Source organism: Membranihabitans marinus (genome assembly GCF_021729155.1).
GTDB classification, from domain to species: Bacteria; Bacteroidota; Bacteroidia; order Chitinophagales; family Saprospiraceae; genus Membranihabitans; species Membranihabitans marinus.
Genome location: NZ_JAJQYA010000015.1, coordinates 81,284 through 95,399, shown reverse-complemented (window position 1 = coordinate 95,399; position 14,116 = coordinate 81,284). Strand labels below are relative to the sequence as shown.

The window sequence follows — 14,116 nt, the reverse complement described above, 5'->3', positions numbered from 1 at the left end:
TAACAGGGATGTCCATTGAAACTAATTAAATTTTTATTAATTCCTTTCTATCTTTGAGATATGAAAATAGGTATTATACGCGAAGAAAAAGTCCCAAGTGACGATAGAGTAATTCTCAATCCCGAACAATGTGCATGGTTACAGTCCCATTACGATGTGGATTTGGTGGTAGAACATTCACCGAATCGTTGTTTTAAGGACAGCGAATATATGGATGCAGGGATTAGAGTAGTGGATCATGTATCGGACTGTGATATTCTATTGGGAGTAAAGGAAGTACCTATTGAAAAATTGATTCAAGGCAAAACATATTTTTTCTTTTCTCATACCTATAAAGAGCAGGTCTATAATCGCCCACTATTACAGGCTATATTAGAGAAAAATATTCGATTGGTAGATTATGAATTATTGACCAATGAAAAGAGGCAGCGTTTGATCGCTTTTGGATATTTTGCAGGCATGGTCGGTGCTCATAATGGGTTGTATACCTATGGTCAACGCCATAAATCATTTGATTTGCCGAGAATGTATAAGGCTTTTGATTACAAGGAGGTTCAGACAGCGTACTCTTCTATTCAGTGGCCATCGGTAAAGATAGTCCTTACCGGTAAAGGTAGGGTAGGACAAGGAGCTAAGCAGGTTTTAGATGACATGGGTATTGCAGAGGTATCTCCGGATGATTTCTTAAATAAAGAATTTGATAAAGCCGTGTATACTGTTTTAGACTTTTTCGATTATGCGAAAAAGAAAGACGGATCTCCATTTGATCAATCTGAATTTTTTCAATTTCCCCAGCGGTTTGATTCTGCTTTTTTGCCCTATGCACATCGGGCCGATATTATGATCAATGGAATATATTGGGATAATAATGCGCCGCGTTTTTTTAGTCCAGAAGATATGAAAGATCCTAATTTCAAAATTGAGGTCATCGCAGACATCACTTGTGATATTGCACCCATAGCCTCCATTCCTTCTACTTTGCGACCCACAACCATCGTGGATCCTGTGTTTGGCTATGATGTTGTGGAGGAGTGTGAAGTGCCAGCCTATACCCCTTCTGGCATAGACATGATGACCATCGATAATTTGCCAAATGAATTGCCTAGGGATGCCAGTACATCCTTTGGACAACAGTTTTTAGATGGTATTTTTCCATTGGTATATGATTCGCGGTTTGATGATGGGGTATTGTTGCGAGGCAGTATAGCCATTGATGGAGAATTGGGGCCGCATTTTAAATATTTGAAAAATTACGTTGCTGGCCATCAATAATATTGACATTTTAAAAAAAGTTAATATCTTTCACAGCATTTTTATTGGCTATAAAATTATAAAATAAATGTCTAAATTATTGGGTGTCGGTACTAGGCTGCGACATAGTATATACGGAAAAGGTGTCATTGTTGGGTTAAATGAGACAACATATGATGTGTGTTTTATAGATAGTGGGATTAAACCGATGGGAAAGAATTATGATGGTTGGGATGTGATCGAGGAGATTCCAGCGGAAGCATCTATTTCTCTTAATCACTTTGAAAAAAGCCTAGCAAAGGTTTTGCAAGCTCATGATTTATTGCCGTCGGACATGGATTTGGCCCATCGATGGGAAGGAGGGGTTTTGGAAATTAAACCGCCGAATGACAACATTAAAAGCAAGGAAATTCCGATTGAGACTTTTTTTCACAAGATAGTGATGGTTCGGGATCGATTGCGGGTAATGGAGCAACGGATAAATTCTAGTGGGTTAACCGATGAGGAGAAGGTTAATCTTCAGCAATATATTACAAGAATTTATGGTAGTTTGACCACATTCAATATTCTATTTCAGAATAAGGAAGATCATTTTGTAGGCGGAAAGAGTTAGGAGGATTAGTCTTTGGACGGGTCACTAAATCTGTCAGAAATTTTACTCAAATCATTATGAGTAGGTTCTTTATTTCTCATTATCAAATACCGATAATGCCAGATTCATTTTGTAATTCGTATTAGTCCCTTTATAATATATGAAGGAGAAAGCGAAGGGGATCACGATCCAAGGTATTTGTGGTGAATCCTGAGAAATCACAAGTTTTCTGTTCTTATCGAAGATTTGTATGAGATGTCTTTTTCATTTTCGATATTGAAGGAAGACGACCACCGTGTCGTGGATGGGTTGGCTCGTAAATCGACCTTCGGCGAAGATGACTGAACGACGTTAAGTCGAAGGGGTACTTCATTTTATTCGGTCATATCTCTACAATAATTAGAAATATAGCCGACAATTATAAACGCAATGGGTTATAATTGATATTATATTTCTTATTTCTAGGAACTTATTAGTAGGTTGATTTTATTTTTTAGGTAGGAGGTTCTTTACGACTTATAAATTAATCTAGGGATTGCGATGATTTAAAAGAAGATGAGGAGGACAAAGGAAGTAGCGAATTCAGCGTATGGGAATAGTATGTTGAGGATGCAATGCATTTGATGAGTGGGGTATGAAAGAATGTGAATGAGAAATTGGATGGCGAGGTCTGTATGCTGTAGTCTGGGCGGTGTAGGATGGGAATGGATGGGAATGGATGGGGAGAAAGAGCGCTTTAGGCGCTATTGCATCACGCTACAATATAGATTACATAAGCTTAAAATACAATATCATGGAAGCAATATCAAAAAGCCTATCCTTATTTGACTTCCAGCAACTATTTCCCGATGACGAAAGTTGTTTGAAGTACTTGTCCGATAAAAAATGGAAAGACGGATATTCATGTCATCGATGTCATAAAAAGAAGTACTGTCGTTCTGTAAAAAAATATGATCGCAGATGCACAGCCTGTGGATATATTGAATCTCCGAAAGCCAATACCTTGTTTCATCATATGAAATTCAGTCTCCAGAAAGCGTTTTACATCGTATACCTCGTATCGACTAATAAAAGAGGTATCGCCTCTACAGAATTAAGTAGGAAGCTTGGGCTAAGGCAAAAAACCTGTTGGCTATTTAAACATAAAGTCATGCAAGCCATGGCCAGTAGGAAGAAGTATTCCTTATCAAACGAGGTGGAAGTAATGACCTGCGAACTCGGTGTCAACCGCATTGTAAAGGATGGTATCAAAATTGAAAAGAAGAAATTGGCCGTCTTGGCTCATGAAAAAAAGAGTAAAGGACGCGGTAAAACTTATGGTCATAAGGTAGACAATTTAAGTGCTAAAGAGCTGAATGTCATCCTCAATGACCACGTCGACAAATCCGCCCACATTAAGACCAATGGTTGGCATGGTTTTGCTGCCCTACAAAATAAATATCCTGGATTAAAAACCGTCATCTGCAAAAAGGGAAAACGTCCTGTAGTCATGACCTATCGCATTAGTTGCGGGTTATTGCATTGGATTAGGGGAATTCATGGGCATGCCGAATTATTACAATATTATCTCGACGAATATTTCTTCCGGCTAAACAGGTGTGATATGGAGGATGGTTTGTTTTTGCATTTACTGGATCGCATGATAAAGCACGAACCGCGGACCTATTACGACATTGTCAATTTTACGCCTAAAGCCTTGTTTATCGACTATAGTTAATTTTTTCGAATACCAGAGTTTTGCTACCTTACAACTCCTATTTTTGAAGTATAATCCTTACTGAAAAATTATGAAATGGCCGCTAATATATTGGTTTCTATCCGAGCGTGGAGGTCTATAGCTTCTGATTTTTGAAACTTTTGCCCCGTTACTTTTTCGTATAGTTCAATGTATCTTTCCGAGACGGTTTGTACAAATGAGGTTGGCATGGTTGGAAGAGTTTGACCTTCCAATCCTTGAAATCCATTGTCCATTAACCACTCTCTGACAAATTCTTTACTCAATTGTCGTTGTTTTTCACCAGCAGCTTGGCGTTCACTGTAACCATCGGCATAGAAATATCTCGAGCTATCCGGGGTATGTACTTCGTCGATTAAGTAGAGCTTGCCTTCGTGGATGCCAAATTCATACTTGGTGTCTACTAGAATTAAATCTTGTTTTTTGGCCAATTCAGTACCTCGGGCAAATAAAGCCAGTGAATAGTCTGCCAATTGTTGCCAAAGTTCTGGACTTACTATTTTTTTTGCTAAAATATCTTCCTTACTTATGTCTTCATCATGACCTTCGTCTGCCTTGGTAGCCGGAGTGATAATTGGGCTAGGAAAAGCATCGTTTTCCTTCATACCTTCTGGCATGGTCACTCCACACAGCACTCTTTTACCCGCTTTATATTCTCTCCATGCATGTCCTGCCAAATAGCCTCTAACCACCATTTCTAACTTTATAGGTTCGCATTTCAATCCTATAGATACATTGGGGTCAGGGCTTTTCTGAAGCCAATTGGGAACGATGTCCTGAGTGGCATTTAGAAAGTATGCTGCGGTTTGATTGAGAACTTGGCCTTTGTATGGTATGGGTTGGCTTAAGATATGATCGAAAGCCGATATGCGATCGGTCGATACAATTACCAATTGATTACCTAAATCATAGACGTCTCTTACTTTGCCATGATAAACACCTTGTTGACCTGGAAAATTGAAATCCGTACTTGCTATTGCACTCATATAAATTGGGGGAAAGATAAAGTTGGTTAAATGTTTTCTACAGAGTTTTTGTCTGAAAGGATGTCTTTTAATTCCTTAAGTTTGGCGTATTCGTGTGGCAAGACCCTTTTTACGGCGTCTTTGATAGATACATAGTGGGCTTCGTCAAATTCTGTCATGTAGTCTTTTAATCTTTGATGTACATATTTGACATCGTTCATTAACATGGCTCTTAAAGAAGGAAGGTCTTTTTCTTCTTTTTCGATGGCTATGGTCTTTGAATATTCTGGAGAATCTTGCGTCGGTTCTTCCAATTGAATCATTTCTTCCTTCATGGTTGAAGGTTGTACAAAGCCATTGGGCAAGGACCAAGTCTGTCCTTTGGGATCACCTTCATCTTTGATAAGAAGTATTTCAAGTCCCTTTTCCGCCATTCGATAAATGACGACCTTTGCTAAATCTTTTACACTCATGGTGTCCTGATTAATTAATATCACATTCGCTAAACAATCAAATATACTCCTTTTTTACGGAGAAATTTAATATTTATTTATTATTGAGATGGTCGGCGTAGATTTTAACCATTTGATGGCCGCATAATATTTTGAGCAATAAGCGATAATGGTCGTCTAGTGGTTGATATAACTCAAGAGCTCTGGGGAAGGGCAGTTCCCAGTCTTCTGGATTTTTCACTGCACCTAGGATTTCTTTGTCTTCTGATATGAGATTGTGTTTGTTGAAACGCTCCTCTTCCAAGAATCCAAAATTGCGACGGAGTTTGGGATTGACAAACTGATTCTTTTTATTGATTAGACCTAAAATTTCACCATTGACATATACTTGATTTTTGCCGTCGATAATTATTTCGTGACCTTCTGAAATCAAAATCGTATAACCGTTCTTTTTTTTGCTATCGTTGGGACGATGTTGGAAGACCAACATATTTTCTTGATAGATTGATGTAAATACCCCTCTAATGGATTGACCAAATCCTTTGCGTTCGGATAATCCACTTACGTGATAGGACAGCAATTCTATTTCTTGATCACTCCAATGAACTAGACTGGGAAGGACATTTTTATAGATTTTTTTGGTTTTGTCTAATTCCTTTCGCAAGTGATCGATGGTGGTTTTACCGAAATATATTTTATTAATTATATATACGGTCACTAATAGTCCGAGTAAAAAAAATAAAAACATAAGGTAGTTTTGATAGTTATCAATAAAAATTCAAAGTAAACTATAATTCAAAGATTTCAATGACGAATTGTAAACAGTACATGTGGTATCGATTGTTTATCCAAACCACAAACCATATATCAACGTTTCTAATTAAACAGGGTATCTGTTTATCCTTTTATAATTTCATCATTTATACTTCGATTTGTATGTATAATACGATTTACATTTTATGATGACGGAAAAGATTTTGAAAATATTTGGAGTTAGACGAGGCTACGACTGAAAGAAGCTCAAAGAGCCATTGACCGTAAATCGGTCAAGGTTGAAGGAGCCGAAACCTCCGCGTTTCGGGAGGGGGTGGCTCCATAGCCGTAGCTACGGCGAGTATTTTAAACGATGTATAACTTCAAATAGATCTAAAGATTTCCGTTAATTATAAATGTAATTCGTATAAACCATCCAACACGGGAAGGTTCGCTCAGTAATATAAAAAAAGCTCTGCAATTATTTGCAGAGCTTAATCTTAATTTAGTCGAAGGATCGTGAATTATCGACGATCACCTCTATTATTATCTCTGCGGTCTCCACCGCCTCTGTTGTCTCTTCTATCTCCACCTCTTCGGTCACCTCCTCTGCGATCACCTCCTCTGCGATCATCACGTCGCTCTGGTTCTGGTGGCATGCCTTCTGGTCGAGGCATAAGTGCTTTGCGACTCAATTTGAATTTGCCATTTCGACTATCGATACCTATGAGTCTTACTTTGACAGGATCTCCAATTGAAAATACCTCTTCTACCGTATCAATTCTGGTATGTGAAAATTCAGAAATGTGTAGCAAACCGTTTTTGCCGTTAAATTCAACAACAACACCGAAAGGTAAAATCTCAGTAACTACTGCTTCGTAGTCAGATCCTACATCGGGAACAAAAGTGATGTCTTTTATTTTGGCAATAGCGGCATTAATATCATCTCTGTTGGAGCTGGCAATTTGGATTACACCAGTTTCTCCTACTTCTTCAATACTGATAACGGTATTGGTTTCTTTTTGCATTTCTTGGATAATCTTTCCTCCAGGTCCGATAACCGCGCCAATGAATGACTTGTCGATAATGACTTGTTCGATTCTCGGTGCAAAAGGTTTAAGGTCTTCTCTTGTCTCGCCTATGGCTTCACTCATTTTGCCCAAGATGTGTAAACGACCGTCTTTGGCTTGCAATAAGGCCTTCTCCATGATGTCGTATGACAATCCATCGATCTTGATATCCATTTGACAAGCGGTAATTCCATTAGAAGTACCTGTGACTTTAAAGTCCATATCTCCCAAGGCATCTTCATCTCCAAGGATGTCAGATAATATGGCATAGTCATCGCCTTCCTTAATCATACCCATGGCAATTCCCGATACAGGCGCCTTGGTCTGAATACCAGCGTCCATCAATGCCAGTGAACCGGCACAAACGGTAGCCATAGAAGATGACCCATTGGATTCCAATATGTCAGATACGATTCTTATGGTATATGTTTCGTCTTTATCCAATACTTTTTTCAAGGATCGACCTGCTAGATTAGCATGACCTACCTCACGTCTACCTGGTCCTCTCATTGGTTTGATTTCACCAACAGAGAAAGCAGGGAAGTTATAGTGAAGGATGAATTTTTCGTGGCCGTTTAACAAAGCCGTGTCTACCATCATTTCATCTAGTTTACTTCCTAGAGTCAATGATGTAAGGGCTTGAGTCTCTCCTCTGGTAAAGAGTGCAGATCCGTGAGCCGATGGTAAAAAGTCTACTTCACAAGTAATGTTTCGAATTTCGTCACCTTTACGTCCGTCTAATCTCACTTTTTCTTGCAAGACCATTTTACGGATCAATTGTTTTTGCAACTTATTGAAATATTTGCTTAAAAACGGTTCCGCTTCAGCATATACTTCTTCATCACCTACCTTTTCTAAATAGGCTTCTTTAAGAGCAGTTAAGGCTTCTTTGAATCCTGATTTTCGAGCATCTTTGTCCAATTGCCCGTGAGCAATTGTATCGATGGCCTCAGTAGAAAACTCTTCAACGAATGCTTTGATTTCTTCATTTTCTTCAGGAAGAACGATGTCTCTCTTTATTAGAGCGGCGTCACCTACTTGTTGAGCCAAGTCCAATTGTGCTTGACATTGTACTTTGATGGCATCGTGAGCTATTTTAATCGCTTCAATCAAGTCGGTTTCTGAACATTCGTCGGCTTCACCTTCCACCATCATCACGTTGTCTAGAGTTGCTGCAACGATTAAATCGATATCGGCAGTCTCCAAGGCAGATCTGTTGGGATTGATGACAAATTCTCCTTCAATTCGAGCTACGCGAACTTCAGAAATGGGTCCAGCCCATGGTATATTGGAAACGCTTAAGGCGGTAGAAGCCGTAAGGGCTACCAATGCGTCGGGAAGTACATCTTCTTCACCAGAGATCAAATTGATGATGACTTGAGTTTCATTCATGTAATCATCGGGGAATAGAGGCCTGATGGCTCTATCAACCAATCTCGATGTCAATATTTCGTAATCGTTCAATCTGGTTTCACGTCTAAAAAAGTTGCCTGGAATTCGTCCTGCAGCGGCAAATTTTTCTTGATAATCTACAGAAAGGGGAAAAAATGGTTGACCTTCTTTGGCTTCTTTTGCAGATACGACTGTACAAAGAAGCATGGTATTCCCCATTTTTAAAAGTGCGGATCCGTCCGCTTGTCGAGCTAGTTTTCCTGTTTCAAGGGTCACTTCTCTGCCGTCAGGAAGATTAAAGCTCTGTCGAATAGGATTTAATTGTCCCATAAATAATTTACGTTTTAAGTGTTAAAAAGAGGCAGGAATTTTTAGCTATTTATCGGCCCTGTAATCTTAATAACCCAAATTTTAAAAAATCGCAGTTTTGTAATGCGATTACAATGAAGGAGTTATAAAAAAAGAGTGCTAAAAAATAGCACTCTTTTCCTTTTATTTTCTGATACCCAATTTTTCGATCAAACTTCGATATGCTCCGATATCGTTGTTTGCAAGATAGGTGAGCAATCGTTTTCTTTTTCCAACTAAAGACAACAACGCTTTTCTAGAAGATTGGTCTTTGTGATTGTTTTTCAAGTGTTCTGAAAGAGATTGTATTCTAAATGTGAATAATGCAATCTGTCCTTGAGTAGAACCGGTGTTGTTTTCAGATCCACCAAATTCTTTAAAAAGCTCCTGTTTTTTTTCTTTTGTAATATAAACTGGCATAATATTTTTTGTTTACCATTTAGTGATTAAATAAATACACGTATAGCGCGCCGCAAATATAAGATATAAATCTATGATAAATAATATTTTCTATCATTATTACCTTATAAACCCGTAATTTCCTTTCGATATTGTCTTTGTTAATCGTTGAGCATCGGATAAATAGCCCATTATACAGAAACCCCTGTGAAAAATTTTCCGCCTTTCATACCGGTGTATAGGACGGGTTATTCTTTCTCGAGAATTACCTTTGCTTTGTTCCATAAATCGTCCATTTCTTCTAAACTCATATCCGCTAATGGTCTACGGGCATTTTGTTCAATGTATTCAAATCTTGATTTGAATTTTGCATTGGTTCTTTCCAGAGCCGTTTCTGGTTCTACATCAATAAATCGAGCTAGATTGACCATGGAAAATAAAAGGTCGCCAAATTCTTCTTCGATGTGGTTGGAATTGGGGATGTCGCGGGCCAATTCTGTTTTGAGTTCTGCCCATTCTTCTTCAACCTTGTCCATAACTTGCTTTACTTCTGTCCATTCAAATCCCACTTGGGCTGTTTTTTCTTGCAGTCGTTGTGCCTTGATCAGTGCGGGCAAAGCTTTGGGCACGCCTTGAAGTATGGACTTTTTACCTTCTTTTAATTTAAGTTGTTCCCAATTGGATTGGACTTCACTGGCGTCCTGGACTTTAATATCTCCGTAAATGTGTGGGTGTCTATGTATGAGTTTATCGCATAGGCGGTTGATAATGGTCGATATATTAAAGCTTTCTTGTTCTGATCCCATTTTGGCATAGAATACGAGGTGGAGCAATACGTCGCCGACTTCTTCTTCGATATCGGCCATGTCTCCACTGTCTATGGCATCTACTAATTCGTAGGTTTCTTCAATGGTTAGGTTTCGCAAACTTTCAAAAGTTTGCTTGCGGTCCCAGGGGCAGTGTTCGCGCAATTCATCCATTATTTTTAGCAGTCGCAAAAAGGCAATTGCTCTGGTATCATTGGTCATGGATAAATTTATTTTGATTAGGGCAGTAAAGGTAGTGAGTTTTGTTGTGATATTAAGAGGTATGAATTTTGTTTTTTCCAAAAGTAGACGAATAAGGAACAGGAGGTACTGGCTCCGGCGTGTGATCGCCCCATAGTTCGTCAGGTAATTTACACTGCCATAAGACGTAATACTACCAATAAATTCTGAGGACGTAGAGACTTGACTGAATATAACTGAATGAAGTCACCTAGTTGGATATAGTATAAAATTCAACACTAATAGTTAAGCTACAAATGTTAACTTTACAATTATGAAAATGAAAAGAAGAAAATATGATTCAGAATATAAGGAGATGATAATCTCTTTAGTTAAGGAGGGTCAAAATTGTGCCCAAGTTGGAAGGGAATATGTTCTAAGTAATATTCCTAGAAATATAGCAGGAAACCGCTGGCAAGCAAACACTTAGGGTGGACAGTTAATAGAATTTTATCTGCATGCAGATGGGTACATTATTTCAGCATTTCCTGTATTAAAAAATTTTCCTTGATGTGGTGGACAAGAAGTTATAAGCTCGTAATTCTCAGTAATGGAAATCAAATTCCAGTCATAAATGTGGCTCCTAATAAATACGATCCAATATGTCATGTGTTTAGTAGAGATTTGGCCAAAGCTAAAAATGTAAAAATTCTTATTGATCATATTAATAGCCTAAATGATAATTCTAGTCCGATTAAATTAGAGGCAGAAGACAAATGTGTATTATTTATCAGTAAGAATGAGACATTTGTTAGTGGATTTTTTGACGAATTCGAGTCGTTCACTATCCCTACTGTTGAATTAATGAGACTTGTTGAAGAATGGCTTCGTTTTTTAGGGAATTATGAGGCAGGAAATATTCCTGGGGTAATTCCAGACAATATGAAAGCAGAGTTAGTCATAGTACCAAGATCAGCGGTTAAGGAAGAATACTGGAATGGTGATGATGAGGATTTAGTTTAGTGAGAATCAATAAGAAGTCTTTGAACCTCTTATTGGTGAGTATTTTGTCGATAGAACCGAGGCCACTGTGCCGAGGATATTTAACCACGACCACTGTGTCGTGACAACACTACATTAAAATTGCTAAGTATTAAATTTCATTTTTCAATAATATTATATTAAAATTGAAGGAATCGGGTTTCGACAAAGCTCAGCCACCGCTTCCACTGGGCTCGGTGGGTTAGCCACTAGCTCCCGCGTGTGATCGCCCCATAATTCGTCAGGTAATTGTCACTGCTATAAGACGAAATTCTACCAATATATTCTGAGGACATTATTCGGTCGTGTCTCTAAACTGGACCAAAAGAATCATAAAAAATCGAAATGTAACCAACCATTATAATTCGTATTATAACTAAGAGAAAGGATTGAGCTATACTGATTGGCAATTCAATCTCACAGCCAAAAATACAGAGAGGCTAATGGAAGGAAGCTTAGAATGAAAAAGTATGGTTAAAAACCATTGAACTATCCACATTTATATATTACCTTTGCATTCCTTAAACATTCAGCCTTAGAAACTGTTGAATAAGGGATTAAGACTAGTGTTTTAATCCAAAATTTAATTAAAATAGTTCATTATGCTATCTACATTCTTATATTATCTTCTTGTCATTTTTGCCATTTTTGGAGTATCTTTTCTCCTGATTAATATTCGTCATATAGCGATAGGCAAAGAATTTAGAGGAACATGTGCCAACAACAATCCTATGTTGAAGACTAAAGTGGGGGAGTGCAGTGTTTGCGGTAAAAAACCCGATGAAGAATGTGCCAATCCCGCCAGTGCATAATGATCATCTTATTCAATGCTTAGTCATTGATTCCCGAATTATAAAAGCCTTATTATTCTTTATTATCGATGATTATTCGTGTTGCCATTCATAGGATGGCTGTATGGGGATTTAGATTTATTTATCAGAAATATGTACTTCTGAAGTTAACCTGCTGTGATATAATAATGGCTAAAAATTAGAAGAAGGTTGAATTTCTATTCATTGTAAATTCAATTTCGCATAACCCTTCCAATCCATAGAAAGAAGACCGTTAAAGTCAAATTAACCTCGTATTAATTTGAGCGGTCTGCTTGAGGAGGATGGCGGTCTATTCCTCCAAGAAAAATGATGATATGTCCCTTATCCTTATCTAGTGAAATAAGATAAACTAGTTGAAATCATTCAATGAAGCGGATAAGACATTTATAACATATGCCCAAAAAAGTCTTCTTTGGTTTTCATATAACCTTCGTTGGTATCCCTGGTTTCTATTACCAGAGGCTTTCGATCCACCAAAGTGATGTTGGAGTTTTGAATAGCCGAAACCTTGTCGGGGTTATTGGTCAGTAAATAAATGGATTTGATACCCAGGATTTCTAAGATTTCGATAGCCATGCCGTATTCTCGTTCATCGGGTTCGAACCCCAAATGGACATTGGCTTCTACGGTATCTAGACCGGTGTCTTGCAACTCATAGGCCTTGAGCTTATTGACAATGCCTATACCTCGACCTTCTTGTCTCAAATATATCACGATACCACCAGTCTTGCCGATGGTCTCTAAGGCCGCAGTTAATTGTTCTCCACACTCACATCGTTGAGACCCAAAAATATCACCAGTCACACATTCAGAATGAATTCTGAGATTGACGGGTTGGGTGATATCAATGTCCTCACTTATTATGGCCAAATGCGGACTGTACTCGTCCGCTCGCTCGCCAAATGCGGCGACGATAAAATTACCATATTTTGTAGGTATGGTTGCTTTTGATAATTGTTTCATGAGATTAAATAAATACAGTCGAAAAATTCAAACTATCTACCTAATCATCGATCGGCATAAATAGTTTAAATTTTTCTTCCGTATTTGGTAAACAATATTACTCCACCGGAGCAAAAGAAAACACATAGAAAAACACTTAATAGAAACATATTTAAAATATTTATGACTATAATTTTGCGCAATCAATGTACGATTATCGCTGATTATAACAAAATATTTAAATATATATTTATATTTTCAATATCGATTAAGCGTTTTCTTGCTTTCCTTGCATCACTTTCTCTTGATGATCGATAGATTCTTGGTGAACAGCTTTTAAGATTCTATTGATAAATTCTTCGCTTAATCCCTTAGGTTGAGCCATTTCCATCGCTTTCTCTAAGATGTCACTCCATCTACCTTGCTGATAAATAGCAATGTTGTTTTGTTTTTTGTATTCACCGATTTTCTCTGCCAAATTCATTCTGTCGGCAAATAATTGAATCACTTCTTTGTCAATTAAATCGATTTGTGAACGCAAGTCTTCAATATTGTGTAAGAATAATGGATCAGTTTCTGTTTCCTTTCTTACGATCAATTTGCTGAGGATGTTCTCTTGCAAAAATTTAGGAGTCACTTGCTGTGCAGCATCACTCCATGCCTCATCGGGATTGGGGTGAGTTTCCAACATAATACCGTCGATGTTGAGATCTAAGGCAAATTGACTGATTTCGTATAGATTGGTTCGGTTTCCACAGATGTGAGATGAATCGGTAATGATTTCAATGTCCGGGAAATTTCGCTTAAGTTCCAAGGCGATTTGCCACTGAGGAGTATTTCGATATACACTCTTACCAAATTTAGAAAAACCTCTATGAATGGCACCTATTCTAGTGATACCTACATTGTACAATCTTTCGATAGCACCCATCCACAATTTCAAATCTGGGTTGATAGGGTTTTTAACCAATACAGGTACATCTACTCCTTTAAGTGCATCGGCAACTTCCTGTACACTAAATGGATTAACCGTTGTACGAGCACCCAACCACAATACATCCACCTGGGCTTTCAAAGCTTCGAAGGTATGTTGTGTATTGGCAACTTCCGTAGTGATTTTATAACCGTACTGCTCTCTTACTTTTTTCAACCATTGAAGACCTTCTGGTCCTACTCCCTCAAAAGAATTGGGGCGAGTTCTCGGTTTCCAAATACCAGCTCTAAATAAATCAACTTTAGCGTTGGCATCTTTTAATTGTTGAGCAGTTGCCAACACCTGTTCTTCGGTTTCGGCGCTACAAGGACCCAAAATCTGAATGGGTCTGTCTGTGTTTTCGAATATTGGTTTCAAATTCAT

At 38.0% G+C, this 14,116-nt stretch carries 13 protein-coding genes; 5 read left to right on the top strand and 8 right to left on the bottom strand.

What is annotated here, in order from left to right; translation table 11 throughout:
- Window positions 1–60 precede the first annotated feature (60 nt).
- The 3 genes from LVD51_RS11230 (at window position 61) to LVD51_RS11220 (ending at window position 3,560) form a co-directional block, all read left to right on the top strand.
- Window positions 61–1,272 carry an NAD(P)-dependent oxidoreductase gene (locus LVD51_RS11230; protein WP_236971469.1) on the top strand — a complete coding sequence of 404 codons (1,212 nt, stop codon included), beginning with the start codon at window positions 61–63 and terminating at the stop codon, window positions 1,270–1,272.
- A gap of 67 nt (window positions 1,273–1,339) precedes the next feature.
- Complete coding sequence (locus tag LVD51_RS11225; RefSeq protein WP_236971468.1) at window positions 1,340–1,864, top strand: hypothetical protein; 525 nt, start codon at window positions 1,340–1,342, stop codon at window positions 1,862–1,864.
- Window positions 1,865–2,636: 772 nt separating this feature from the next.
- Entirely contained in the window at window positions 2,637–3,560 is a 924-nt protein-coding gene (locus LVD51_RS11220; protein ID WP_236971467.1) for an IS1595 family transposase, read from the top strand.
- Window positions 3,561–3,628: 68 nt separating this feature from the next.
- Here LVD51_RS11220 and LVD51_RS11215 read toward each other — a convergent pair whose 3' ends face one another.
- The 6 genes from LVD51_RS11215 to mazG all read right to left on the bottom strand — a co-directional run bounded on the left by LVD51_RS11215 (window position 3,629) and on the right by mazG (window position 9,985).
- On the bottom strand, window positions 3,629–4,564 hold the full coding sequence (locus LVD51_RS11215) for a phosphoribosylaminoimidazolesuccinocarboxamide synthase (protein ID WP_236971466.1): 936 nt from the start codon (window positions 4,562–4,564) through the stop codon (window positions 3,629–3,631).
- 26 nt (window positions 4,565–4,590) lie between these two features.
- Complete coding sequence (locus LVD51_RS11210) at window positions 4,591–5,016, bottom strand: NUDIX hydrolase (protein ID WP_236971465.1); 426 nt, start codon at window positions 5,014–5,016, stop codon at window positions 4,591–4,593.
- Window positions 5,017–5,089: 73 nt separating this feature from the next.
- Window positions 5,090–5,743 carry a hypothetical protein gene (locus LVD51_RS11205; protein WP_236971464.1) on the bottom strand — a complete coding sequence of 218 codons (654 nt, stop codon included), beginning with the start codon at window positions 5,741–5,743 and terminating at the stop codon, window positions 5,090–5,092.
- A 529-nt stretch (window positions 5,744–6,272) separates the two neighbouring features.
- Window positions 6,273–8,540 (bottom strand): polyribonucleotide nucleotidyltransferase, encoded by a 2,268-nt coding sequence (locus tag LVD51_RS11200; RefSeq protein ID WP_236971463.1) that lies wholly within the window; start codon window positions 8,538–8,540, stop codon window positions 6,273–6,275.
- 162 nt (window positions 8,541–8,702) lie between these two features.
- On the bottom strand, window positions 8,703–8,978 hold the full coding sequence (rpsO, locus tag LVD51_RS11195; protein WP_236971462.1) for a 30S ribosomal protein S15: 276 nt from the start codon (window positions 8,976–8,978) through the stop codon (window positions 8,703–8,705).
- 227 nt (window positions 8,979–9,205) lie between these two features.
- On the bottom strand, window positions 9,206–9,985 hold the full coding sequence (gene mazG / locus LVD51_RS11190) for a nucleoside triphosphate pyrophosphohydrolase (RefSeq protein WP_236971461.1): 780 nt from the start codon (window positions 9,983–9,985) through the stop codon (window positions 9,206–9,208).
- A 528-nt stretch (window positions 9,986–10,513) separates the two neighbouring features.
- Here mazG and LVD51_RS11185 point away from each other — a divergent pair.
- Both LVD51_RS11185 and LVD51_RS11180 read left to right on the top strand, forming a co-directional pair.
- On the top strand, window positions 10,514–10,966 hold the full coding sequence (locus LVD51_RS11185) for a hypothetical protein (protein ID WP_236971460.1): 453 nt from the start codon (window positions 10,514–10,516) through the stop codon (window positions 10,964–10,966).
- 620 nt (window positions 10,967–11,586) lie between these two features.
- Complete coding sequence (locus LVD51_RS11180) at window positions 11,587–11,796, top strand: hypothetical protein (protein WP_236971459.1); 210 nt, start codon at window positions 11,587–11,589, stop codon at window positions 11,794–11,796.
- Window positions 11,797–12,201: 405 nt separating this feature from the next.
- Here LVD51_RS11180 and ribA read toward each other — a convergent pair whose 3' ends face one another.
- Together ribA and LVD51_RS11170 are read right to left on the bottom strand one after the other, a co-directional pair.
- Window positions 12,202–12,780, bottom strand: a complete 579-nt coding sequence (gene ribA / locus LVD51_RS11175; RefSeq protein ID WP_236971458.1) for a GTP cyclohydrolase II — start codon at window positions 12,778–12,780, stop codon at window positions 12,202–12,204.
- 247 nt (window positions 12,781–13,027) lie between these two features.
- Window positions 13,028–14,116: a chorismate mutase gene (locus tag LVD51_RS11170; RefSeq protein WP_236971457.1), complete on the bottom strand. Its 1,089-nt coding sequence runs from the start codon at window positions 14,114–14,116 to the stop codon at window positions 13,028–13,030.